The 24,354-nt window shown below is 72.9% G+C and carries 18 protein-coding genes; 5 read left to right on the top strand and 13 right to left on the bottom strand.

Translation table 11 applies throughout. The features are described 5' to 3' along the window. Positions 1-32: 32 nt before the first annotated feature. Complete coding sequence (locus ACFZB3_RS40035; protein ID WP_391385800.1) at positions 33-1,454, top strand: SpoIIE family protein phosphatase; 1,422 nt, start codon at positions 33-35, stop codon at positions 1,452-1,454. 62 nt (positions 1,455-1,516) lie between these two features. Here ACFZB3_RS40035 and ACFZB3_RS40030 read toward each other — a convergent pair whose 3' ends face one another. Next, a complete protein-coding gene (locus ACFZB3_RS40030; RefSeq protein WP_391385798.1) occupies positions 1,517-3,013 on the bottom strand; it encodes a hypothetical protein in 1,497 nt (498 codons plus the stop codon). Positions 3,014-3,279: 266 nt separating this feature from the next. Between ACFZB3_RS40030 and ACFZB3_RS40025 the strand changes: the two genes are divergently transcribed. Next, positions 3,280-4,419, top strand: a complete 1,140-nt coding sequence (locus ACFZB3_RS40025; protein WP_391385796.1) for a phosphotransferase — start codon at positions 3,280-3,282, stop codon at positions 4,417-4,419. 276 nt (positions 4,420-4,695) lie between these two features. Next, complete coding sequence (locus tag ACFZB3_RS40020; protein ID WP_391385793.1) at positions 4,696-6,717, top strand: N-acetylmuramoyl-L-alanine amidase; 2,022 nt, start codon at positions 4,696-4,698, stop codon at positions 6,715-6,717. A gap of 6 nt (positions 6,718-6,723) precedes the next feature. Here ACFZB3_RS40020 and ACFZB3_RS40015 read toward each other — a convergent pair whose 3' ends face one another. The 8 genes from ACFZB3_RS40015 to ACFZB3_RS39980 form a co-directional block, all read right to left on the bottom strand. Continuing rightward, positions 6,724-7,221, bottom strand: a complete 498-nt coding sequence (locus ACFZB3_RS40015; RefSeq protein ID WP_217551936.1) for a hypothetical protein — start codon at positions 7,219-7,221, stop codon at positions 6,724-6,726. Positions 7,222-7,571: 350 nt separating this feature from the next. Continuing rightward, positions 7,572-10,247: an AAA family ATPase gene (locus tag ACFZB3_RS40010; RefSeq protein WP_391385789.1), complete on the bottom strand. Its 2,676-nt coding sequence runs from the start codon at positions 10,245-10,247 to the stop codon at positions 7,572-7,574. A 131-nt stretch (positions 10,248-10,378) separates the two neighbouring features. Further along, positions 10,379-11,278 carry a universal stress protein gene (locus tag ACFZB3_RS40005; protein WP_391385787.1) on the bottom strand — a complete coding sequence of 300 codons (900 nt, stop codon included), beginning with the start codon at positions 11,276-11,278 and terminating at the stop codon, positions 10,379-10,381. 157 nt (positions 11,279-11,435) lie between these two features. Next, entirely contained in the window at positions 11,436-11,678 is a 243-nt protein-coding gene (locus tag ACFZB3_RS40000; protein WP_351960985.1) for a DUF397 domain-containing protein, read from the bottom strand. An 83-nt stretch (positions 11,679-11,761) separates the two neighbouring features. Beyond that, positions 11,762-12,928: a thiolase domain-containing protein gene (locus ACFZB3_RS39995; RefSeq protein ID WP_391385784.1), complete on the bottom strand. Its 1,167-nt coding sequence runs from the start codon at positions 12,926-12,928 to the stop codon at positions 11,762-11,764. Continuing rightward, entirely contained in the window at positions 12,925-13,971 is a 1,047-nt protein-coding gene (locus ACFZB3_RS39990; protein WP_391385781.1) for a thiolase domain-containing protein, read from the bottom strand. Before ACFZB3_RS39990 ends, ACFZB3_RS39995 begins: the two co-directional genes overlap by 4 nt. Continuing rightward, the gene (locus ACFZB3_RS39985; RefSeq protein WP_391385778.1) at positions 13,971-14,912 is read right to left on the bottom strand and encodes an OB-fold domain-containing protein; all 942 of its coding nucleotides are present in this window, start codon (positions 14,910-14,912) and stop codon (positions 13,971-13,973) included. Before ACFZB3_RS39985 ends, ACFZB3_RS39990 begins: the two co-directional genes overlap by 1 nt. 111 nt (positions 14,913-15,023) lie before the next feature. Then, a complete protein-coding gene (locus ACFZB3_RS39980; protein ID WP_391385775.1) occupies positions 15,024-15,824 on the bottom strand; it encodes a crotonase/enoyl-CoA hydratase family protein in 801 nt (266 codons plus the stop codon). Between the two features lie 208 nt (positions 15,825-16,032). Here ACFZB3_RS39980 and ACFZB3_RS39975 point away from each other — a divergent pair, with 208 nt between their 5' ends. Together ACFZB3_RS39975 and ACFZB3_RS39970 are read left to right on the top strand one after the other, a co-directional pair. Continuing rightward, positions 16,033-17,646, top strand: a complete 1,614-nt coding sequence (locus tag ACFZB3_RS39975) for an AMP-binding protein (protein WP_391385772.1) — start codon at positions 16,033-16,035, stop codon at positions 17,644-17,646. Positions 17,647-17,868: 222 nt separating this feature from the next. After that, positions 17,869-19,536, top strand: a complete 1,668-nt coding sequence (locus ACFZB3_RS39970) for a sulfatase (RefSeq protein ID WP_391385769.1) — start codon at positions 17,869-17,871, stop codon at positions 19,534-19,536. Here the strand turns inward: ACFZB3_RS39970 and ACFZB3_RS39965 are convergent. The 4 genes from ACFZB3_RS39965 to ACFZB3_RS39950 all read right to left on the bottom strand — a co-directional run bounded on the left by ACFZB3_RS39965 (position 19,473) and on the right by ACFZB3_RS39950 (position 24,249). Further along, positions 19,473-20,309 carry an alpha/beta fold hydrolase gene (locus ACFZB3_RS39965; RefSeq protein ID WP_391385766.1) on the bottom strand — a complete coding sequence of 279 codons (837 nt, stop codon included), beginning with the start codon at positions 20,307-20,309 and terminating at the stop codon, positions 19,473-19,475. The genes ACFZB3_RS39970 and ACFZB3_RS39965 overlap by 64 nt on opposite strands. A 63-nt stretch (positions 20,310-20,372) precedes the next feature. Next, positions 20,373-21,092 carry a methyltransferase domain-containing protein gene (locus ACFZB3_RS39960; RefSeq protein WP_391385763.1) on the bottom strand — a complete coding sequence of 240 codons (720 nt, stop codon included), beginning with the start codon at positions 21,090-21,092 and terminating at the stop codon, positions 20,373-20,375. 28 nt (positions 21,093-21,120) lie between these two features. Then, complete coding sequence (locus ACFZB3_RS39955; protein WP_391385761.1) at positions 21,121-22,656, bottom strand: fibronectin type III domain-containing protein; 1,536 nt, start codon at positions 22,654-22,656, stop codon at positions 21,121-21,123. A gap of 90 nt (positions 22,657-22,746) precedes the next feature. Further along, positions 22,747-24,249, bottom strand: coding sequence for a fatty acyl-CoA synthetase (locus ACFZB3_RS39950; protein WP_391385758.1), 1,503 nt, complete (start codon positions 24,247-24,249; stop codon positions 22,747-22,749). Between the last annotated feature and the right edge of the window lie 105 nt (positions 24,250-24,354).

Raw genomic sequence — 24,354 nt, 5'->3', positions numbered from 1 at the left:
TTGGCCGTTCAGTCCCCGCATCGGAGTGCGTCATGCCGTCCCATGTCTCCGCGGACCGCCCCGCCGCCCAGCCGCCCGGGCGCGGCTCGGTCGAGGCGTTGATATCGCAGACGCGGCGGCTCAAGGGCGACGTGGACGCGGTGCGCCGGGACAACCGGAGCTCGGGATCGGACTCCGAGGAGCGCTGGCAGCGGGCCCTGTACGATCTGGCGCTCCATCAGCTCAACGACCTGGACGAGCACTTGGCCCAACTGCGGGACGGACCGGCACCCCTGCCGGCCGGTGTCGGGGCGGCGCCCGCCCGCCCCGCCCCGCCCGCCCCGGGATCGCTGCTCAGCCGGGTCGGCAGCGCGGAGTGGAACCTCCTGACGGACGAGGCCAGTTGGTCCGGCGAGCTCTACCGGATCCTCGGCCGCGACCCGGCCGCGGCCGCGCTCACCCTCGACGAAATGCCCGCCCTGGTGCTGGACGAGGACCGGCCCCGGCTGACCGCGATGGTCACCGACTGCCTGGTCGACGCCAAGCCGATCGACGGCGAGTTCCGCGTCCAGCGGCCCGACGGGAACGTGCGGACCGTCCACATGATGGGCGAACCGGTCCTCGACGGCGACGGCAGCACCGCCTCGATGTGGGCCGTGCTCCGGGACGTCAGCGAACTGCGGCTCAGCCAGCGGACCGTGCGCGAGACCCGGGACACGATGCAGCGGCACCGCCGGCGGGCCGAGACCGAACAGCGGCTCGCCGTGGAACTCCAGGAGGCCGTGCTGCCGCCCGGACGCGGCGCCCTGCGGCTGCCGTGCCGGGGGCCGGGCACCCTCGACGTCGCCGCCCGCCATCTGCCCTCCGGGGCCGGAACCCTGCTGGGCGGCGACTGGTACGACGCGCTGGAACTGCCCGACGGCGACACCCTGCTGAGCGTCGGCGACCTCACCGGACACGGCGTCGCCGTCGCCTCCGGCATGACGATGCTGCTGGGCGCCGTACGCGGCATGGCGATGACCGGCACCGGACCGGGGCAGCTGATGTCCCTGCTGAACCGGTTACTCGACGCCACCGTGCAACCCGCGCTGGGCAGCGCGGTCTGCTGCCGCTACCGCCCGGCCACCCGCACCCTGAGCTGGGCACAGGCAGGACACCCCGCCCCACTGCTGTTCCGCGGCGGGACGGGGCGCGCGCTCAGCGCGCCGGAGGGCGTGCTGCTCGGAGTCACGTCGGGAGCCGGTTACGGGCAGGCCGAAGTGACCCTGGAGCCGGGCGACCTGCTCCTGCTGCACACCGACGGATTGGTGCCCGGGCACAGCGGAGCGGACTCTCTGGGCGCGCTCCTCGGCCTGGCCCCCCGGTTCGGGGCGGCACGCACCGCCCAGGACTGTGTCAGGGCCGTGGTCGAGGAGTTCGGCGAGAGCGAGCGCGAGGACGAGGCCTGCGTGCTCGTCGCCAAGGTGGGTGAATAGGGGCAGCGCAGCGGCTGCCGCCCGGCTGGGATCAGCCGGCTCGTGTCGAGCGCACAGGACCCCTATGCCTGTGCGCTGTTGTGGTTCCCCTTGCTCCTGGCCCTGGGCAGGGCCAGCTTGATCTCCTCCCGCAGTTCCTGGATCCTCGGGTAGCCGGCGTACTCGGCGGTGAGCCGGTACATCTGGCGCAGCCGGTCCCAGGTGCGGTGGGAGGAGTTGGATCCCATCGACATCAGGGCCAGCCGGGCATACCGGTCCGCCTGCTCGGGGTCGTCCGCGATGAAGCAGGCGGAGGCCATGGAGAGGAAGTCGAAGATCTTCGACCGCTGGCGGCCGTCGATCCTGAGGGCCAGGGCCTTCTCCGCGTAGTGCTGGGCGTGCACGGCCGCGGCCGGGTCGTGCTCGGCCAGCGTGCGGTAGGCGAGGGCCTGCATGCCGTACAGGTCCTCCTCCCGGAACATCTGCATCCAGCTCGGCGGCGGCACGTCGCCCCGGTCGGAGACGAAGAGGTCCTCCGCCTGGCCGAGGGTGCGGCGCATCGCCTGGCCCTTGCCCATCGAGGCCTGTGCCCAGGCCTCGATGGTGTGGAGCATCGCCCGGGTGCGCGGCAGCACCTCGTCGCCCGAGCCGGACTTGGCGAGCTTCATCAGGTCCAGTGCGTCGTCGGGCCGGCCGAGGTGCACCATCTGGCGAGCCGCTCTGGAGAGCGCCTCCCCGGCACGCGGCCGGTCGCCGCCCTCACGGGCCGCGTGGGCGGCGATGACGAAGTACTTCTGGGCCGTGGGCTCCAGGCCGACGTCGTGCGACATCCAGCCCGCGAGGACGGCGAGGTTGGCGGCGACGCCCCACAGGCGCCGCTGGAGGTGTTCGGGGTGGCGGTAGGCGAGCATGCCGCCCACCTCGTTGAGCTGTCCCACCACTGCCTTGCGCTGCAGGCCGCCGCCGCGGGCCGCGTCCCAGGCGCGGAACACCTCGACGGAGCGCTCCAGTTCCTCCATCTCCTCGGACCCGATGGGGGCGGCCTCGTAGCGGTCGAACCCGGCGGGGTCGGCGTGCAGAGGATCGTCGAGGACGGGGGCGTCGGCCTTGAGTGTGGGGTCGGTGTGCAGCCACTCGTACATGGCGCTGCTGAGTACGGATCCCGCGGTGAGCGCGGCACCCGCACCCACCAAGCCGCGTCGGTTGAGCATGAGGTCCATTCCCGTGAATTCGGTGAGGACCGCGGCGGTTCGTTCGGGCGCCCACGGCATGCCGTCGGGATGTTCCACGTTCCCGTCGTCCGGCCGTTTTCCCGTACGCCCGTGCCGTACCAGACCGAGGTCCTCGATGGTCACGACACGGCCGAGACGCTCGGTGAACAGAGCCGCCAGCACCCGCGGCACCGGATCGCGCGGGATCTCTCCCGTGTCGATCCACCGCCGCACCCGGGAGGTGTCGGTCGCCAGCTGGGGGTGGCCCATGGCCGCCGCCTGCCGGTTGACCAGCCTCGCGAGTTCGCCCTTGGACCAGCCGGCCAGGCCGAACAGGTCCGAGAGGCGGGTGTTGGGTTCTCCGGTCACGTCAAGCCCCCAGGTTCTCGGCTGAGTTGACAGTAGCCCGGTGCCGGTTGCCGGGCGACTATTCGCCACGGTTCGCCAGGGTGCGCCAGATGGTGTGCCACTGGGCAACGGGTGTCAGGTAGGAACGCGCCACCCCGACCCGGTCGCCACTCGACGGGCCCACTCCCCAGGGTGTGCCCGGGCGGCCGGGACGGGTTGGGCGCGAGAACCCCTCACAGGACTTCTCAGACAGGCACCGCAGGTACACGAAGGGATCTGTATCGCCCATGTACGCAGCATCGTCCTCCGTGTCCGCTCCGCCCCGGTCGCTGCGCCCCCGCCCGGCGGGCGGCGGACCGTATCTCGACCCCGCGCGTCCGGGGGCCGCAGTACCGGTGGTGGGCCGGCAACGGCGCGTCACCGGACTCGGCACCCAGCCCCTCAGCGGCAGACTCGACCTGTCCGGCCCCCAGGGTGCGCAGCTGCGCACCGCGATCGCGTCGGTGCACCGGATCTGCCCGGAGTTCGCTCCGGTGCAGGTGCTGCGCCGCACCGGCCGGTCCGTGATCCTCGTCGGGACGACGGGGCGCAGCACGGCCGTGGCGAAGTGTCTGCTGGACCACTCCCCCGCCTGGGCGGAGCGGACCCGCCACGAAATAGCCGCATACCGCTCGTTCGTCCGGCACCGGCCGCCGGTCCGGGTGCCGAGACTGATCGCGGCGGACCCGGACAACTGCACGCTGGTGATCGAGCGGATGCCCGGCCGGGTTGCGGCGGTCCACCGCCACCCGGCGGAGGCCCCGCCCCGGGCGGACATCCGGGCCGCGCTGGGCGCGATCTGCCGGCTGAACGCGTGGCGGCCCCCGGCGGGCACCTTCGACGCACCGGTGGACTACCCGGCCCGGATCGCCCGCTACCACGAACTGGGTCTGCTCACCGACCGGGACATGGGTGACCTGCAGAAGCTGCTGCACGGCATCGCGGTCGCGGCGGGCCGTCAGGGGATGGGCCAGTTCTGCCACGGCGACGCCCTGCTCTCGAACATCCTGCTGTCCCCGGCCGGTCCAGTGCTGGTGGACTGGGAGCACGCGGGCTGGTACCTGCCGGGGTACGACCTGGCCACGCTCTGGTCGGTCCTCGGCGACGCCCCGGTGGCACGCCGTCAGATCAGCCAGATCGCCCAGTCGGGCGGACTCGCGTCGCGGGACGCCTTCCTGGTGAACCTGATGCTGGTCCTCACCCGGGAGATCCGGACCTACGAGACCGCCGTGCAGCGTTCGATGCACGACGCGACCCCGGCGGCACCGGGTACGGCCCACCCGGGCGCCGCGCCGACCGGCGAGGAACAGCGGCTGCTGCTCCGGCGGCTGCACGACGACTGCCAGCTGGCCCGCCGGGCCGTACGCGCGGCGGTCGGCACTCGCTGACGGGGACGAGGATCCGCGGTGCGCCCAGGGCAACGGCGCACCGCGGATCCTCGCATGTCCGGGGGTTTTCCCAGCGGTGCCGCGGTCGCCCACTGGTGTACGCCACTGACGCCCCGCAGGCCTGCGGGGCGTCACCGCGAAACTCCCACGATCATCGGATGACATCGGAATTCCTGCCTCTCTGGGCATGATTGACGGATCGTCGGCAAGCCGGTACCACTGAGCCACGCTCAGCCCCGCACGCCCCGTCGCGCCCCATCGCCCCAGGAGGCTGCATTGCGAGGACCCGTCACCGAGCCCGCACCCCCGCACCGCGGCAGACGTACGCGCAGGACGGCCGGGGCCGTCGCCGCCGCGGCCCTGCTGCTGCCGCTGCTGGGCGCGGCACCGCCCCCGGACACGAGCGAGTCGTCCGCCGGACTGCTCCAGCGGGCGTTCGCGTCCGCCGCCACCGAGTACCACGTGCCGCAGAGCGTGCTGCTCGCCGTCTCCTACCTCCAGTCCCGCTGGGACACGCACGACGGCGCTCCCAGCGTGACCGGCGGCTACGGCCCGATGCACCTCACCGACGCGCACACCGCGCTGGCGACGGCCACCGAGCACTTCGCCGACGGCACCGAGGACGCCCGCGGCGACAGCGCCCGCCCGGCCCTCCACCCCGCCGTGCAGGTCCCGCAGAACGCCGCGCTCCCGGCCCGCCTCAGGACCCTGCCGAAGGCCGCCGCCCTGACCGGCATCCCGGCCGAGCGGCTGCGCACCGACGCGGCGGCCAACGTGGCCGGCGGTGCCGCCCTGCTCGCGGCCGCCCAGCAGGACCTGCAGCAGCCGCTCAGCGCCGATCCGGCGAGCTGGTACGGCGCGATCGCCCGCTTCTCCGGCGCCGACGACACGGCGACCGCGGCGGCCTACGCCAACGACGTGTACGACGTCCTCCACACGGGCGAGGAGCGCACCACCGACGCCGGGCAGTTCGTCGCCCTCGCCGCCCAGCCGGAGCTGCGGGCCGACACCGCGCAACTGAAGCTGACCGGGCTGCGCACCACGGCGGCGGACGACGACACGGAATGCCCGGCAACGGTGTCGTGCGAGTGGATCCCCGCGCCCTACGCGCAGTTCGGGGACAACGACTACGGCAACCACGACCTCGGCGACCGGCCGGCCTCGCAGAGCATCAAGTACATCGTCGTCCATGACACCGAGGGCTCCTGGGACACCACCATCAAGCTGGTCCAGGACCCGACCTACGTGTCCTGGAACTACACCATCCGCTCCACCGACGGTCTGATCGCCCAGCACGTCAAGGCGAAGGACGTGGCCTGGCACGCGGGCAACTGGTACATCAACGCGAAGTCGATCGGCATCGAGCACGAGGGCTTCCTGGCCTCGCCGGACGCCTGGTACACGGAGGCGATGTACCGGTCGTCGGCCCGGCTGGTGAAGTACCTGTCCGAGCAGTACGGCATCCCGCTCGACCGGCAGCACATCCTCGGCCACGACACCGTGCCCGGCCCGACCACGTCCACGATCCCGGGGATGCACACCGACCCCGGCCCCTACTGGGACTGGCGGCACTACTTCGAGCTGCTCGACCACCCCTTCAAGCACAAGCGCGGGAAGCACCGGGTGGTGACGGGCGGTGTGGTCACGATCCTGCCCGACTACGCCACGAACCAGCCTGCCTACACCGGCTGCGTCACCAAGGGCCAGCCCTGCGCCGCGCACGGGTCCAGCGAGGTACGGCTGTACTCCGACCACGACGAGAACTCGGCCCTGATCAAGGACATCGGCATGGGCACGACGCCCACGACCGACGTGAACGACCTCTCCTCACGGGCGGCCACCGGCCAGCAGTACACGGTGGCGGACACCTGGGGGGACTGGACGGCGATCTGGTACCTCGGGCAGAAGGCCTGGTTCAAGAACCCGGCGGCCGCCCCGACGGCGGTTGCCGCGACGGGGCTGGTGATCACGCCGAAGGCGGGCCTGACCAGCATCCCGGTGTACGGCCGCGCCTATCCGGAGGCCTCCGCGTACCCCTCCGGGGTACCGGCCCAGTCGATCTCACCGCTGCCGTACACGATCCCGGCGGGCCAGAAGTACGTGGCCGGCGGCGAGGTGCCGGGCGAGTACTACTACGCCGTCACCTTCGCCACCGACTCGCACAAGGTCGTGGTCGGCAAGGACCTGTACTACGAGATCCAGTACGGCCACCGGGTCGAGTTCGTCCGTGCGGCAGACGTCGACGCGGTGCCGGCCGCGAAGACCGGGCGGCACCACGGCCGCGGCCACGGAAAGTAGGCGGCCTCAGCCCTGCTGGAAAAGCTCCGCCGGGAGCGGCTTCAGCAGGGCGTACAGGTCGTCGGTGATCGGACGGTCCCAGGCCGCGATGGTCACCAGGACGCCGTCGCTGCGGTCGAACTGGACGCAGGAGATCCGGCTCTCGGAGAGCTTGAGGCGCCGCACGATCAGCAGGTTGTCACCCTGCAGCACCGGCATGTCCTCGGTGCCGACGACGGTGACGTCCTCGTCGTTCTCCAGTGCGAGGAGGAGCTGGCCGACCTCGAAGGGGATCTCGTCCTCCTCCACCTCGCGGGCCGGGGAGCCCTCGGGGAGGTTGCCGATGATCATCGCGGGGCCGCGGCCGCCGAAGAGGTCGTAGCGCAGGAAGACGCCCTGGCAGGTGCCGTCGGGGGCGGGCAGCAGCCCGGCACCGAGGTTGCCGGGCCAGTCACCCGGGTCCATGGCCAGAACGTCGAAGTCGGGGCCGGCGGGAGTGGCGCTGCGGCGACGGAGGAACGACATGCGGTCCATGGTACGGGGCCCGGGTTGTGGGGCGGGGATCAGTACGGGATGCGGGTCGGCCGACCTTCGAACAAGCCGCCCTCTTGCTCCGCCGACCCCCTGCTCGGCCGACTTCTGACCCGGCCGGTCCCCCGCTCGGCCGACCCCTAGCCCCGCCGGTCCCCAGCTCGGCCGACCCCTAGCCCCGCCGGTCCCCAGCTCGGCCGATCCCTTGCTCAGCCGGCGCCCTTGGTCCGCCGCGGCGGTGGTGTTCGGCGGTGCCGTGCCGGGCGGCGGTGTTCGCCGTGGTGGGCGGGGGTCGTTCGGCAGGTGCGGCGCCGTCGTGGCTTGTCGCGCAGTTCCCCGCGCCCCTAGGGGGTTACGCCCTCGCTCTGCTCCGTCGCTACGGCCAGCTCTGCACGGGCCTGTACTGCCAAGGCGTCCGCTGCGCACTGCACGGCGGTGTCCAGACCCCTGCGAAGCAGCCCGGCGTCCCGGAGTTCCGTCCCGAGGGCGACCAGCGCGCAGGCGAGCTCGTAGGCCGCCGGGGAGCGCTCCAGGTAGGAGACCGACTCGCGCAGGTACGCCAGGCGGGCCTCGCCCGAGGAGACCTCTGCCGCGGTGCGCAGGGCCTGGCCGATCGCGGACGGGGCGCCGAAGCGGCGGGCGCGGGTCAGGGCGGCGAGGGCCGTGGTGAGGGCGCGTTCTGGGGCGTCGGCGGCTTCGGCGCGGGCCAGGTGGAGCTGCCAGGGGCACCACGAGGGGTTGCGGATGCCGCGGGGTTCGAGGCGGCGGCCGGCCGCGGAGAGCTCGGCGGCCGCGTCCTTGGTGAGGCCGCGGGCGAGCAGCAGTTCGCCGTAGACCGTCTGGGCGTCGGGGAAGACCACGGCCGCCGGGAAGGGTTCTCGGAAGGCGTGGTCCTCGGCGAGGCGGATGGCCTCGTCGGTGCGGCCGCGGGCCAGCAGGGTCTGGACGAGGATGCCGACGGCGTACCAGTGGGCCGGGGTGCCGGGGCCGACGCGTTCGGCGAGGCGCAGGCCGGAGCGGGCGTGCTCCTCTGCCTCGGCGAGGCGGCCGCGGCGGTAGCGGACGTAGCCGAGGAGGGTGTAGGCGAAGGAGAGGTGGGCGCCGCGCCAGCCCTGGCGTTCGAAGTCGGCGATCCCCGCGGCGAAGAGCTCCTCCGTGCGGTCGGGCCGGTCGGCGTACATGAAGGCGAGGGCGACGAGGACGGGGACCTCGAACCCGCGGTCGGCCTCCGCCCAGCCGAGGCCGCCGGCCAGGGCGCGCTCGGCGTGGTGGAGGGCGATGTCGGCGGGTTCGCCGCGCTGGACGGCGTCCCAGGTGCGCAGTCCGATGACGTACCGCTCGGTGAGGTCGCGGCCGCGGAGCCGGTCGGCGAGCCGGGTCAGGCGGCGGGAGCGGGAGGGGTGGTCGGGTTCGTCGGCGCGGAAGGCGTCCCACATGAACTGTTCGGAGAGCATGCGGAGCCGGACGCGGGCGTCGCCGGTGACGTGGATCTCGCGGGCGAGGGTCTCGGAGGCCTCGGCGAGGCGGTCGCTGTGGGCGAGGACCTGGGAGAGGCGGTAGACGATGTGGTGGCGCAGGGCGGGCTCGGCGATGGGCTCCTGGAGGGCCGCGCGCAGGTGGTTGACGGTGGTGGCGGGTTCGGTGAGGAGGGAGGCGCTGCCCAGCTCGTGGAGGACGGCGGCGCGTTCCTTCGCGGGCGGGGGTTCGCGCAGGGCGCGGGCGAGGTAGGCGCGGGCCGTGTCCGGGGCGCCGGCCCGGAGGGTCTCGCCGGCCGCGGCGCGCAGCTGCCGGACCACCCAGGTGTCGCCCTCGGGGTGGGTCTCCAGGAGGTGCCGGGCGGCGGCGGTGGCGCCCTGGCCGTCGTCGGTCACGCACCAGGCGGCCTGGCCGTGCAGGGCGACCCGGGTGGCGGGCGGGATGGCCCGGTAGACGGCGGTGGCGATCAGCGGGTGGACGAACTCCAGGGTCTCGGCGCCGGTGAGGACGCGGGCGCCGCGCAGGGCGTCGGCGGCGTCGGCGGCCTCCTCGTGGCCGAGGCCCGCGACGGCGGCGGCGAGCGCCGGATGGATCTCGGTGCCGAGGACGGCGCAGGCCCAGGCGAACCGGACCGCGGAGGGGCCCAGGCGTTCGAGGCGGGCGATCAGCCCGCTGCCCTTGACGGCGGCGGCGAGGTCGCGCAGGAGGGGCGCGCCGGCCTCGGTGGGGTCGAGGCCCCGGTCGGAGACCTTGGCGGTCAGTTCGACGGCCTCGAAGGGGTTGCCTGCGGTGACGGCCCAGCACTCGTGGCAGAAGGTGTCGTCGGCGTGGTCGCCGAGGCTCTCGCGGACCAGGCCGGCCACGGCGTCGGCGCTGAGCGGTTCGAGGCCGTGCGGGCGGCCGCCGGCCCGTCCGGGCAGGCCGCGGAACGCGTCGGCGTGCTCGGGGAGTTCGTCGGGCCGGTAGGCGACGACGACGAGCAGCGGGAGTTGCTCGGCGCGCGGTGCGAACGCGGCGAGCCAGCCGAGGGATTCGGGGTCGGCCCAGTGGGCGTCGTCGAGGACGAGGACCACCGGGGCCTGGCGCACGGCGAGGTGGGTAAGGACCCAGTCGAGGCCGTCCCGCAGGCCCTGCTGGTCGGGCGGGGCACCCTCGGTCGGGGCGCACAGGCCGAGGGCAGGGCCGACGATGTCGTACCAACTGCCCAGCGAGGCACGGAGTTCGGCCTCCGGTGCGCCGGCGAGGCGGGGTTGCAGGAGCTGGCGGGCGACGTGGAAGGCGACGCGCTGTTCCTGCTCGCCGCCGCGCGCGGAGAGCACGGTGCAGCCCTGGGCGGCGGCGCGGCGGCGGACCTCGGCGAGCAGGGTGGTCTTGCCTATGCCCGCGCGCCCGGCGAAAGCGAGCAGCGCGCCGAGCGGCCGGTCGCCCGGTGCCGCGCCGTCCGCGCCGAGGCCGGTGAGCTCGGCCAACGCCTCGTCGACGGCCGCGAGTTCGGTGTCGCGCTCGTAGAGCGTCCGTCGGTTCCGCAGGACCCGCTGTCCCATGACCACCCCCCGCCACGGTGATGCGCGAGCGCGGGGAGCGAGCGCGCACCGTGGCTTGCAGGCAGCTCAGCGTACGCCCGACGACGGTGATCCGCTCCCTACTGACGGTAACTGGGCGAAGGGACTTGACATCACTCCTGCGGCGACGGCGGGACGACCGCGATCGGGGCGGCCGCGTGCAGCAGCACGGCGTGGGTGACCGAGCCCATCATGCGGGCCGGGGCGAGCAGCCGCCGCCGGTGGCGGCCGACGACGACCAGGGCGGCGTCCTTCGAGGCGGACACCAGCAGGCCGGCCGCGTCGCCGGGCAGCGCGAGGACCTCGGTCCGCAGGTTCGGGCGGTCCTTGAGGTACGGGGCGAGGAAGCCCTCGGCGAGGGTGCGGGTCTCGTCTTCGACCTCGTCCTGGTCGACGGCCGGCGGGACGATCTCCCCGGCCGCGAACCAGCTCTGCACCGGCCACGGGTAGGCGGCGATCACCTGGAGCCGGGCGCCGCGCCGGACGGCCTCCGCGAAGGCGAAGGCGAGGGTGGCGTCGTCGGGGCTGTCCACGTCCAGGCCGACGACGACCCGCGGACCGGGCTCGGCCGGCAGCTCCGCGTGCACCTCGCGCCCCGGCCGGGGTACGACGACCACCGGGCACGCGGCGTCGCGGGCGGCGGCCATGCCGTTGGAGCCGAGCAGCAGGCTGGCGAAGCCGCCGCGGCCCCGGGAGCCGAGCACCAGCAGCTGGGCGTCGGAGCCCAGTTCGGGCAGCAGCGCGCTCGGGGCGCCCTCCAGGGCGACGTACTCGACGGTCAGCCCGACGGCGCCGGTGCGCAGCCGGTCCCGGATCTCGTCGAGGACGGGGTCGCCCCCCTCGTCCGGTTCCCCGGCGACCAGGACGTCGGGCTGCCCCCAGGCGGCGTACTGGCGGACATGGACCACCCGCAGCGGTGCGTCCCGTTTCCGGGCCGCCTGTACGGCCCAGTCCAGGGCGCGCAGGCTGTCGTCCGAACCGTCCGCCGCGGCGATGACCGGCGCAGCGCTCATCGTTCCTCACCTCCGGAATACGACCTTCCCCGTCCGGGGCCAGCCTGTCTCAGGCGGCGGCCCCGGATGGGCGCTGCTGGTCACGTGTCCGGAAATCCTTGCGGAACACCCCCCGGTTCGCCTCTCTGCCACAGCGGCAGAGCCGGGGGGAGGGCGCTCAGGTGAGGTCGAACTCGCCCTCCCGGGCCCCCGACACGAAGGCACCCCATTCGGCGGGGGTGAAGATCAGGGAAGGGCTCTGCGGGCTGCCGCTGTTGCGCATCGCGATGAATCCCTCGACAAAGGCGATCTGGACATCCCCCAGGCCCCGGCTGCTGGACTGCCAATCGGCCCCGCTGAGGTCCAGCTCCGGCTTCTCCCAGCCCAGTACCGGCTGCTGCTGGATGGTGCTCTCGGCCACGTCCGTGCTCCTCCCGAATTCGTCGTCCGCGGCCAGCCTAGCTTTCGGTTCCGGCACTCAACAGGCCACGTGAACGGGTCCTTTCAGTTGTCGGGGGCCGTGGCGCCGACGAGCCACATGGAGAAGAACTGGGAGCCGCCGCCGTAGGCGTGCCCGAGCACCTTCCGGGCGCCGTCCACCTGGTGTTCTCCGGCCTGGCCGCGCACCTGGAGGGCGGCCTCGGCGAACCGGATCATCCCGGAGGCGCCGATCGGATTGGTGGAGAGGACACCGCCCGACATGTTGACGGGGAGGTCACCGTCGAGTTCCGTGACCCCCGATTCGGTGAGTTTCCAGCCCTCGCCCTCGTCGGCGAAGCCGAGGTTCTCCAGCCACATGGGCTCGTACCAGGAGAACGGCACGTACATCTCGACGGCGTCGATGTCCCGGCGCGGGTCGGCGATCCCCGCCTGCCGGTAGACGTCGGCGGCGCAGTCCTTGCCGGCCTGCGGCGACACCGCGTCCTTGCCGGCGAACAGGGTGGGCTCGCTGCGCATGGCCCCGCCGAGCATCCAGGCCGGCGGCTTCGCGGAACGGGCGGCTCCGGCGCGGTCGGTGAGGACCATGGCGCAGGCGCCGTCGGAGGAGGGGCAGGTCTCCGAGTAGCGGATGGGGTCCCACAACATGGGGGACGCCTGGACCTTCTCCAGGGTGATGTCGTGCTCGTGCAGGTGGGCGTAGGGGTTCTTGAGCGCGTTGCGCCGGTCCTTGTAGGCGACCAGCGAGCCGACGGTGTCCGGGGCGCCGCTGCGCCGCATGTAGGCCCGCACATGGGGGGCGAAGAAGCCGCCCGCGCCCGCCAGCAGCGGCTGCTGGAAGGGGATGGGCAGGGACAGCCCCCACATGGCGTTGGACTCGGACTGTTTTTCGAAGGCGATGGTCAGCACGGTGGAGTGGACCCGGGCGGCGACCAGGTTGGCCGCGACGAGCGCGGTCGAGCCGCCCACCGACCCCGCCGTGTGGACCCGCAACATGGGTTTGCCGACCGCCCCCAGTGCGTCCGCCAGGTACAGCTCGGGCATCATCACGCCCTCGAAGAAGTCGGGCGCCTTGCCGATGACGACGGCGTCGATGTCCGCCCAGTCCAGCCCGGCGTCGTCGAGGGCGCGTCGCGCGGCCTCCCGGACCAGCCCGGCGATCGACACGTCCCGCCGGGCCGCCACGTGTTTGGTCTGGCCGATCCCTACGACGGCCACGGGCTCCTTGCTCATCGCGGATCCCCTTCGAGTACGGCCACCAGGTTCTGCTGCAGGCAGGGCCCGGAGGTGGCGTGGGCGAGGGCGCGGTCGGACTCGCCGCGGTGGATGCGGGCGGCGGCCTCACCGATGCGGATCAGCCCGGCGGCCATGATCGGGTTGGCCGCGAGGGCCCCGCCGGACGGGTTGACGCGCACGTCGTCGCCGAGCCGCAGCGCCTTGCGCAGCACGACCTCCTGGGAGCTGAACGGCGCGTGCAGCTCGGCGGTGTCCACCGGGCGTTCGAAGGCACCGGCCTTCTCGGCGGCGAGCCGTGCGGACGGCGAGTCGGTCAGGTCGCGGACGCCCAGGCCGTGCGCCTCGATGCGGTGGTCGATGCCCCGGATCCAGGCGGGCCTGGCGCACAGCTCCCGGGCCCGCTCCCCCGCCGCGAGGATCACGGCGGCGGCGCCGTCGCCGATGGGCGGGCAGTCGCCGGTGCGCAGCGGCCGTACGACGTAGTCCCCCTGCGCCACCGAACCCCTCAGCTGGGCATGGGAGTTGGCTTCCGCGTCCGCCCGGCTCCGGGCGCCGACGGCGGCCAGTGCGGGCTCGTCGGTCTCGCCCGCGTCGATGAGGGCCCGGGCCTGGAGGGCGGCGAGGGCGACGGAGTCCGGCCACAGGGGAGCCACGTAGTAGGGGTCGAGCTGCCGGGTCAGGACGTCCCGGACGGAGCCGGGTGAGGACTTGCCGTACGAGTAGACGAGCGCGGTGTCCGCGTCCCCGGTGAGGAGCTTGGTCCAGGCCTCGTACAGGGCCCAGGCGCCGTCCATCTCCACGTGCGACTCGGAGATCGGCGGCCAGGCGCCGACGCCGTCGAGGGCGAGGGTGAAGGAGAAGGCGCGGCCGGCCAGGTAGTCGCTGGAACCGGAGCAGGTGAAGCCGATGTCGGCGGTCTTCAGGCCGGTCTGCCCGAGCACGTCGTGCAGCACCGGCATGAGCATCTCGACCTCGGAGAGGTCGTCGCTGGTGCGGCGGTGGTCGGTCTGCGCGAAGGCGACCAGTGCTATGTCACGCATCACAGCAGCTCCTTGTACGTCTCGTAGTCCGCGTCGGGCTCACCGGTGGGCCGGTAGTGGTCGGGGAAGCGGGCCCCGTCGGTCCACACCGGTTCGACCCTGAGCCCCATCCGCACCTGGTCGTAGGGGATCCCGCCGATCCGGCCGTGCAGGGCGAGGCCGGCGCCGTCGAGGGCGATGTGGGCGTAGACGTACGGCACCTCGATGTCGAGGTTCTTCGCCTTGATGTTGACGATGCAGAAGGTGGTGACCGTGCCGCCGGGCCCCACCTCGACCTGTTCCGATGTGGCCACCCCACATGTGGGGCAGGCACCCCTCGGCGGGACGTACACCTTCCGGCAGGAGGGGCAGCGCTCGCCGAAGGTCCGCCGGGACGCGAGGGCCTCGATGAAGGCGGACTGGGCGCGGCCGGGCGAGTAGGTGTAGTCGAGGCGGGCGTGCGCGATGATCCCGTGCACGGGGTCCTCGAACTCGCCCGCGTGGACGGTGACGAAGGTGTCCTCGCCGTCGTACGGCTCGAAGCAGGCGATGTCGGTGATGGCGCCGGAGCGCTCCTCGGCCCAGCGGATCCGGACCCGCATCCCGGTGCGGACAGCGTCGGGGCCGGGGGCGTCGAGGGCGTGCAGCAGGGCGGTGTCGGTGCCGTCGAGCCGGACCAGGACCCAGGCGAAGGGCGTACCGAGGGGCTGCCCGCGACGGGGTTCGTGGTTCCAGGCCCAGGTGGTGACCGTGCCAGTGGTGGCCACGTGCACCAGGTCGCGGATCTCCTCGGCGGTGACGGGGTCGTACTCGACGGGCGGGACGAGGACCCGGCCGTCGCCGGTCTTCACACCGAGGACGAGACGTTCCCGCAGTCCGGTGAGAAAGGCGCTCTGGACGGGCCCGAGGGACCGGGTGAAGGGGAACTCGACGACGAGAGGGGCTTTGAGGACTTCGGGCATCGGGGGCTTGCCTCCTTGAGGGTCGGTGCGAGTGACGCCCCTTCTTTCGGGGGCGCGGGGAACTGCGCGACCAGCCGCGTACGGCCCGCAGCGTCCGGTGCGCCCCAGGCATCACTCGCGCTTGTAGACAGGCGCTCGCTTCTCCGCAAAGGCACGGGCCCCCTCCTTCGCATCGGCCGTGTCGAAGATCGGCCACCCCCGCTTCAGCTCCGCGGCCAGCCCGTCGGTTTCGGTCAGCTCGGCCGTCTCGTACACCGACGCCTTGACCGCCTCGACCGCCAACGGCCCGCACGCGTTGATCTGCCCGGCGATCTCCAGCGCCTTGTCGAGCGCGCCGCCGTCCGGGACGACGTGCCCGACGAGCCCGATGTCCGCGGCCTCGCGGGCGCTGTACGGCCGCCCGGTGAGCAGCATCTCCAGGGCGTGCGTGCGCGGAATCTGCCGCTGGAGCCGCACCGTGGAGCCACCGATCGGGAAGAGCCCCCTGCGGACCTCGAAGAGCCCGAACGTCGCGGACTCGCCCGCCACCCGGATGTCGGTCCCCTGGAGGATCTCCGTGCCGCCCGCGACGCAGTACCCCTCGACCGCGGCGATCACCGGTTTGCGCGGGCGATGATGGCGGAGCATCGCCTTCCAGTGCAGGTCGGGGTCGGCCTTCAGCCGGTCGCGCAGGTGTTCACCCGCCATGCCCTGACCGGCCAGGGCCTTGAGGTCCATCCCGGCGCAGAAGGCACCTCCCGCCCCGGTGAGGACGATCGAGCGGACGTCGTCGTCCTCGTCGGCCTCGATCCAGCCGTCGTACAGGCCGACGAGCATCGCGATCGAGAGCGCGTTCTTCGCCTCGGGCCTGTTGAGCGTGAGCACGAGTGTGGCGCCCTCGCGCCGCACGGTGAGGTGTTCCGTCCCAGCCATGGACCGTCTCCCCTCCGGAGGGGATCGTCCCCCCTCCATCAGAACGAGAACAGGTTGCAGTAGCCGGGGAGGCACTTCAAGGGTTTTCTGACAGGCAGTCAGATTTCTTCGCGTGAACCCTTCACACTTGCCGCGCCCTTTGCTCTGATGACCGGCGAACGGACAGGTGCGCCTTTCTTCGTCACGGTCGCCGGGGTCAGGAGGAGCGGTGGAGTACAACCTTGCCGATCTGTTCGAGTCGGTCGTGGACGTGGCCGCGGACCGCGAGGCACTCGTCTACATCGACCACCCCGGCACGGGTGCGGAACGCCGGCTGACCTACGCGGAGCTGGACGCCGCCGCCAACCGCATCGGCCACCATCTGATCGACAGCGGGATCCGGCCGGGCGAGCATCTCGGCCTCCACCTCTACAACGGGGTCGAGTACCTCCAGACGGTGCTCGGCTGCCTGAAGGCGCGGGTCGTACCGGTCAACGTGAACTACCGCTATGTCGAGGAGGAGCTGGTCTACCTCTACCGGGACGCGGATCTCGTCGCGCTGGTCTTCGACGCGGAGTTCGACGACCGGGTGGCGGCGGCCCTGCCCCGGGCACCGAGGCTGCGGCACCTGGTGCGGGTGGGCGTGCCGGTGGACGCGGGCCTCAAGGCCCTCGCCTTCGCGGAGGCCGAGGCCGCCGGGGCGCCCGGGCGGGGGTTCCCCGCCCGCTCGGCGGACGACCAGTTCATCATCTACACCGGCGGGACGACCGGCATGCCCAAGGGCGTGATGTGGCGTCAGGAGGATCTGTTCTTCGCGGGGCTGGGCGGTGGCGCACCGACCGGGGAGCCGGTGAAGCGGCCGGAGGAGCTGGCCGAGCGCGTCGCGGCGGGCGGCACGGGCATCACCTTCTTCCCCACCCCTCCGCTGATGCACGGCACGTCCACCCTCACCACCTTCATCGGCTTCAACTTCGGGCAACGGGTGGTGATCCACCGCAAGTTCGTGCCCGAGGAAGTGCTGCGGACCGTCGAGAAGGAGAAGGTCACCAGCATGTCGCTGGTCGGCGACGCGATGCTGCGGCCGCTGGTGGACGCGCTCAACGGGCCGCTGAAGGGCACCGACTGCTCCGCCCTGTTCAGTGTCTCGTCCTCGGGTGCGATCCTCTCCGAGACCGTGCGCCGGCAGTTCAGCGAACTCGTCCCGAACGCCATGCTGCTGAACAACTTCGGGTCCTCCGAGTCCGGTTTCAACGGCACCGCGACCGACAGCTCCGGGGCCGGCAGCGGCTTCCGGGTCCGCGTCAACTCCCGTACCGAGGTGGTCGATCCGGCGACCCACGAGCCGGTGACGGCGGGTGAGATCGGCCGGGTCGCGCAGAGCGGGCACGTGCCGCTCGGCTACTACAACGACCCGGTGAAAACCGCCGAGACGTTCTTCGAGAAGGACGGCCGGAGGTGGGTGCTCCTCGGCGACATGGCGACGGTCGACGAGGACGGTGTCGTCACCGTGCTGGGCCGGGGCTCGCAGTGCATCAACACCGGGGGCGAGAAGGTGTACCCGGAGGAGGTCGAACAGGCCCTGAAATCGCACCCGGACGTGTACGACGCGCTCGTCGCCGGAGTGCCCGACGCCACCTGGGGCAACCATGTGGCGGCCGTGGTGCAGCTGCGCGCGGGCGCCCAGCCGCCCTCCCTCACGGACATCCAGACCCACTGCCGCACCCGGCTGGCCGGGTACAAGGTGCCCCGTCAACTCGTGATCGCCGACGCCATCCAGCGGTCGCCGAGCGGCAAGGCGGACTACCGGTGGGCGCGTGAGGTGGCGGTGGCCGCCGACCGGTAGACCGTGCGGGTGTGCCACCGCCGCGGGGCGGTCCGCGGGCCGTACTCTGTGCGCACGATCTGAAGTCGATCATGCGCACAGTGTCACGGCCGCCGCACGGAAGGACCTCCGGTGTCGCACCCCACGCCTGCCCGGCCGCCGGAGACCTCGCCCGCACCGGCGGATCCCGGCACGGAGGGGGGCCGGTGGCGCAGGCGTCCACGCACCGCCCGCGGCGTCACGGTGGGAACGACCGCCGTCTGTGCCCTCCTGCTCCTGGCCGCGCTGCTGCTGCCCGACCGGCTGGACCTGCTCACGCCGGCGGCGTTCCTGCGCCTCCCGGCCGAGGGGATCGTGCTCGCGGCGGTGCTGCTGATCCTGCCGCGGCGGGCACGGCGCGTCACGGCGGTGCCGGCGGGCGCGGCGGTGGGGCTGCTGGCGCTGGTGAAGTGCCTGGACATGGGCTTCTACTCGGTGCTGCAACGGCCGTTCGACCTGGTGCTCGACTGGGTCCTGCTGGACGACGCGGCGGACTACGTGCGGGAGTCTTTCGGCCGCACCAGTGAGGTGCTCGCGATTGCCGGGGGCGTACTCCTGGCCGTGGCCGTACCGGCCGTGACCGTTCTCGCCCTGGTGCGGGTCGCCGAGCGGATGGCGCGCCGTCGCCGGTCCGCGGGCCGTGTCGTGCTGGTGCTGGCCGTCGCCTGGGTCACCTGTGCCACCTTCGGTCTCCAGGCCGGCGGCGCGCCGGTCGCCGCCACGCTCGACGCCCAGCTGGTGGACGACCGGGTGCGGGCGTTCCGCGCCGGTCTTGCGGACGCGCGGGTCTTCGCGGCGGAGGCCTCCGCCGACGCCTTCGGGAACACTCCGCCGGACCGGCTGCTGACGGGCCTGCGCGGCAAGGACGTGCTGCTCACGTTCGTCGAGAGCTACGGCCGTACGGCGATCGAGGACCCGGCGATGGCGCGGCAGGTCGGCGCGGTCCTCCGGGAGGGCACCGCCTCCCTCAAGGCGGCCGGTTTCGGGGCGCGCAGCGGCTGGCTGCGCGCCCCGGTGCTCGGGGCGGGCAGCTGGATGTGCCATGCCACGCTGCTGTCCGGACTGTGGATCAACAACCAGCAGCGATACCGCAATCTGGTCTCCGGTGACCGGACGACCCTCAACCAGTACTTCCGCAGGACCGGCGCATGGCGCACGGTCGGTGTCGTCCCGGGCGTCCGCCGTACCTGGCCGGAGGCCCGGTTCTTCGGTCTCGACCGCGCCTACGACTCCACGCATCTCGGCTACCGCGGCCCGTACTTCAGCTGGACGCCCGTCCCCGACCAGTTCACGCTGGAGGCCTTCGACCGCCTGGAGTACGGGAGGCGGAACCGGCGCCCGCTGATGGCGGAGATCGTCCTCGCCTCCAGCCACCAGCCCTGGGCGCCCCTCCCCCGCATGATCGACTGGAAGGACCTCGGCGACGGCTCGGTCTTCGGGCCGATCCGGCAGGCGGGCAAGGACCCGGCGGAGGTCTGGAAGGACACGGACAGCGTGCGGACCGAGTACCGCGCCTCGATCGAGTACTCGCTGCGCAGCCTGTTCGGGTTCATGCGACGCCACGCCCGCCCGAACACGGTCCTGGTCTTCCTCGGCGACCACCAGCCCCGCCCGGAGGTGGTCGCGGGCAGTCCGCGCCGGGACGTCCCGGTCACGATCGTCGCCCACGACCCGGCGGTCCTGGACCGGGTCGCCGGCTGGGGCTGGACCCCGGGCCTCAAGCCCGCCCCCGACGCGCCGATCTGGGCGATGAACCGGTTCCGCGACCGCTTCCTGACGGCGTTCGGGCCCCGGGATCCCGGTGCGGCTCAGGCGTCCAGGAAGGCGACGGCACGGCGGACGAACCACTCGGGGTCGTCGAGCCAGGGGTAGTGACCGGCGCCGGGCTGCACGACCGTCTCGGCGACCGGGAAGGCCTCGGCGGCTCGCCGGGCCAGGGCGGGGCTGGGCCCGCCGTCCAGTTCTCCGGCGTACACCAGGACGGGGGCGGTCAGAGAGCGCAGGGCGGCCCGGGTGGCGTCCGGGGTGAAGGCGCCCTCGGCGAAGTAGCGGTCGCCCGCCTCGAAGTTGGTCTGCTGCTCGGTGGCCGCGACATGGGCCTGGGCGGCGGCGTCCCAGCGGCCGTGGAAGAAGGGCATGAACACCTCATCGAACTCCCCGGAACCGGCCAGCCACGCCTCCAGCGCGGGGAACGCCCCCTCGAACCAGGGCTCGCCCGCCCGCAGCCGGGCCGCCGCCAGCCGGTCCTCGGGGGTGGCCTGCAGGCCCAGGGCCGAGGGGTTGCCGGTGATCAGCGCGAGCCGCCGCACCCGCCGCGGATGCGCCGCCGCGTACAGGACGGCCAGGCTCGCGCCGGCCGAGTGCGCCAGTACGTCCATGTGGTCGAGCCCCATGTGGGCCCGCAACATCTCCACGTCGTCGACGAGTCGGTCGCACCGGTACGACGCCGGGTCGGCTGGCAGGGCGGAGTCGCCGGTTCCGCGCAGGTCGAGGAGGACCAGCCGGCGGTGGGCGGTCAGCCCGCCGAGGTCCCCGAGGTAGCCGGAGGCCCGCATGGGGCCGCCCGGCAGCACGACGAGAGGCTCGCCCTCCCCCCTGACGTGGTAGGCGAGGCGGGTCCCGTCCGCTGCGGTGAAAGTGGGCATGGCGCAGATCTTCGGGGACGGCGGCGCGCTGCCGCAACGGATTTCGGCGGCCGGCCGGCGACGTCAGGCGGGCGGGCCCGGCTTGCTCACCCGGAACGCGAACTGGCCGCAGAACGTGAGCTTGCGGAGGTTCACCAGGGCCGTCTCCCGTTTGCTCCTGCGGGCCCAGGCGTCGATCTCCGTGTTGAGCGGCGACTCGGTCTGCCAGAAGCGGCCGTACTCCTTCTTCCGCGAGCCGTGGTAGGTGCGCATGATCAGCGTCACGCCGTCGAGCGAGGGCCGGATCTCCTCCAGGGCGAGCCCGGCCTCCTCGACCAGCACCCGGAACCCGTAGGGCGTGTAGTTCCACAGGCTGAAGGAGTGGTAGGGCTCGAACTGGGAGGTGCTGCCGATGAACAGCCCGCCCGGGCGCAGCACTCTGCTCACCTCCGCGAGCAGTTCCCTGGGCCGGGCGACGTGTTCGAAGACCTGGTGGGAGTAGACGAGGGGTACCGCGTCGGAGCGGAACGGCAGGTTGACGCCGTCGAAGTACACCACGCTGTCGCCCCCGGGCCTGCGCTGGGCGGCCTCCGGCGAATCGCGGATGTCGACTCCCACCCAGCGGACGCCGGAGTCGTGCTTGCGGAACAGCTCGGCCGACGTGCCCCGCCCGCACCCGAGGTCGACCACCCGGTCCGGTGCCCGCGACGAGCTCATGGCTTCGTCGAGGTAGTAGCGGGAGGTGACCTGACGGGCGTGGTCGCCAGGGATGCAGTCCTGCATGAGTTCCCACAGGGTCGACATGTCCCCACGCTACGGACGTGCCGTTCTTCTAGGCCACATCCAGGCGGGGGTTCGGGACGGCGGTCATCCCTTGGGGCGAACGGGACCGGGCGGACGGCGGCACGGGGCGGCCGATGCCGGAGAGGTCGCGGGCGGCCACACTGTTGCGGTCGGCGACGGTCCGGCCGAGTGCGTGGTACGGCCACAGTCCCCCGGCCTGCCGGCGGCTGCGCTCGTTCCACTCCAGGGCCTCGGTGGCGCGGGCCCGGAAGAAGTTGAGCGCGTAGCCGCCGCTGTGGATCCGCAGCAGGAAGAAGCCGCCGGGGTACTCCTTGACGGCTCCGACCTCCTGCTGGGTCACCTGTGGAGCGAGAGGCACATGGGTGCGCTTGTTGCGGTGGGTGTGGCCCACATGGTGGAGGAACACACCCGGGGCGGTGGCGTAGGCCCGGAGGATCGCGCGGGCCTGGCGGCGGCCGAGGCGCTGCGCCGGGCTCACCGGGAAGAGGGCCTCCCGGACGGTCAGCGGGTGGTGGCCGAAGACGACGGTGGGCTGTTCCCGGTGGGCCCGCAGCCGGCGCCGGAACCAGGAGAGCTGCTCGGCGCCGAGGCCGCCCGCGTCACCGCCGTTGCCTCGCTTGTCGTAGGTGTCGAGGCCGATGATCCGCAGTCCGGCCACGTCGTGCTCGAACCAGCCGGGTTCGCCGGGTTCGCCGAACTCCCGGTGGAAGGCGTCGTCCTCGGCCGCGGCGCGGTCGTGGTTGCCCCGGACGACGAAGTAGTCCCGGCGGCGGGTGCCGAAGCCGTCGAGGATCCGTCCGGCCTCCGCCAGGTCGCGCGGTCCGCCGCCGGCGGAGATGTCGCCGGCGGCCAGCAGCAGCTGGGCACCGCGGTGGCGGGCCTCGTCCACCACGGCCCGGCTCATGAGTTCGGGGTAGGCGTTCTGTCCCGTCCGCTGCGCCACTCCGCGCAGGAAGGGGACCCCGGCCACGAGGCCGGCGACGGTCTCGCCGATGTGCAGGTCGTTGCAGAGGGCGAGGGAGAACAGGTGGCGGCCGGGCGGGGGCTGCGGAGTGGTGAAGGAGTAGGGGCCGCCGGGCGTGCCGAGGCCGTGGCGGGAGGTGCCGGCCGCGTTGCCGCGCACCAGGTGCAGCGCGGTGGGCGTGGCGGGCACGCCCCGGGAACGGGCCTGGTAGTAGTAGGTCTGTCCCGGCTCCAGGCCGGTGAGTTCGACGTGGTGGTGCGCGGTGGGCCGGTCCTCGCCCGCGGTGCGGTTGAGGCGGGCCGGGTGGGTGCCGTAGGCGACCTCGCCCTCGGTGACGGCGGGCAGCGGCCGGCCGGTGCCGTCGTCGGTGCCGGGCAGGGCGGTGTGCCAGGTGATGACGGCGCGGTCCTCGGTGAGGGTGACCAGTTCCAGGTGGACGGCGGCGAGGGAACGGGGGTGGCGGGGGCGGGGGGCGGTGGCGGAGCGGAGCAGGGCGGGTGCGAGGAGGAAGCCGGAGCGCAGCATCTCGCAGGGGCCGGGGATGCCCGCGAGTGCGCCGAGGGGGACGGGGAGGCAGCAGCGCATGTCTGCTATGTGCACGCCACCGGTGAACGGCGGACGTGGCGCCGGCAGCCGCGCAAGGTATGGAACCAGACTTCTTGGGTCCTGTCGGATGCGGCCTCCAGGGTGTCAGGAGGCGGGACCGAACCGCTCCCGCAGTTCCCGCTTCAGGATCTTTCCGCTGGCGTTGCGGGGCAGCGCGTCCACGAACAGGATCCGCTTGGGCGCCTTGAAGGCGGGCAGCTTCTCCTTCACGTGGGCGATCAGCCCGGCCTCGTCGATCTCGCCGCGTCGTACGACGACCGCGGTGACCGCCTCGATCCACCGCTCGTCGGGCAGCCCGATCACGGCGGCCTCCGCGACCGCCCCGTGGGTGTAGAGGGCGTCCTCGACCTGCCGCGAGGCGACCAGCACGCCACCGGAGTTGATGACGTCCTTCACCCGGTCGACGATCGTGTAGTAGCCGTCGGCGTCGCGCACCGCGAGGTCGCCGGAGCGGAACCAGCCGTCCCGGAAGGCCTGTTCGGTCTCCTCGGGCTTGTCCCAGTAGCCCTCGCACAGCTGCGGGGAGCGGTAGACGATCTCGCCGGGGGTGCCGTCGGGGACGTCCGCGCCGTCCTCGTCCACCACGCGTGCCTCGACGAACAGGACGGTGCGGCCGCAGGAGTCCAGCCGCCCCTTGTGCTCCTCGGGGGCGAGCACGGTGGCCAGCGGCCCGATCTCGCTCTGCCCGAAGCAGTTGAACAGGGCGAGTTTCGGCAGCCGTTCGCGCAGTCGCTCCAGGACGGGCACCGGCATGATCGACGCCCCGTAGTAGGCCTTGCGCAGCCCGCCGAGGTCGCGGGTGGCGAAGTCGGGCCGGTTGGAGAGTCCGATCCACACGGTGGGCGGCGCGAACAGGCTGTCCACGTCGCCGGCCTCGACGAGGTCGAAGAGGGTGTCGCCGTCCGGCCCGTCGAGGATGACGTTGGTCGCGCCCACCGCCAGGTAGGGCAGCAGGAACACGTGCATCTGGGCGGAGTGGTAGAGCGGCAGCGCGTGTGCGGGGCGGTCCCCGGCGCTCAGGTCGAGGGCGGCGATCGCGCTCAGGTACTCGTGCACGAGCGCCCGGTGGGTCATCATCGCGCCCTTGGGCAGCGCCGTGGTCCCCGAGGTGTACAGCAGCTGCACCAGGTCCTCGGTGCGCGGTTCGGGCCCGTCGTAGGGCGCCGCGTCCGCGAGCCGGGCCAGCAGCGAGCCGTCGGCGTCCCGCAGCGGCAGTGCCGGTACGCCGTCGGGGAGCCGGCCGGTGAGGCCGGGGTCGGTGAGGACCAGCGAACTTCCCGACTGGCCGACGATGTAGGCGAGGTCGTCGCCGGTCAGGTTCTGGTTGACCGGGACGTGCACCAGGCCGGCGCGGGCGCAGGCGAGGAAGGCGATCAGGTAGGCGTCGGAGTTGTGCCCGTAGGTGCCGACCCGGTCGCCACGGCCGAGGCCCTGGCCGAGCAGGACGCTCGCCGCGCGCGAGACGGCGTCGTCGAGTTCCTCGTACGTCCACCGTCGCTCGCCGTACCGCACCGCCACCCGTGCGGGGGTGCGCCGGGCGCTGCGCCGCAGCACCCCGTCCACCGTGCTGCCCTGTCCCTGCGTCATGACTCATGATCCTCGGCCCGTCGCCCGGGCAGGTCAAGCGAGACGGGACGGGACCGCACCGGAGTGACAAAAGGAATCACCATCGATGCACCATGCATCAAGAGG

Source organism: Streptomyces sp. NPDC008092 (assembly GCF_042957285.1).
Taxonomy (GTDB): domain Bacteria; phylum Actinomycetota; class Actinomycetes; order Streptomycetales; family Streptomycetaceae; genus Streptomyces.
Note: the sequence above shows the minus strand (reverse complement) of the source record. Positions and strands in the feature narration are given on the sequence as shown.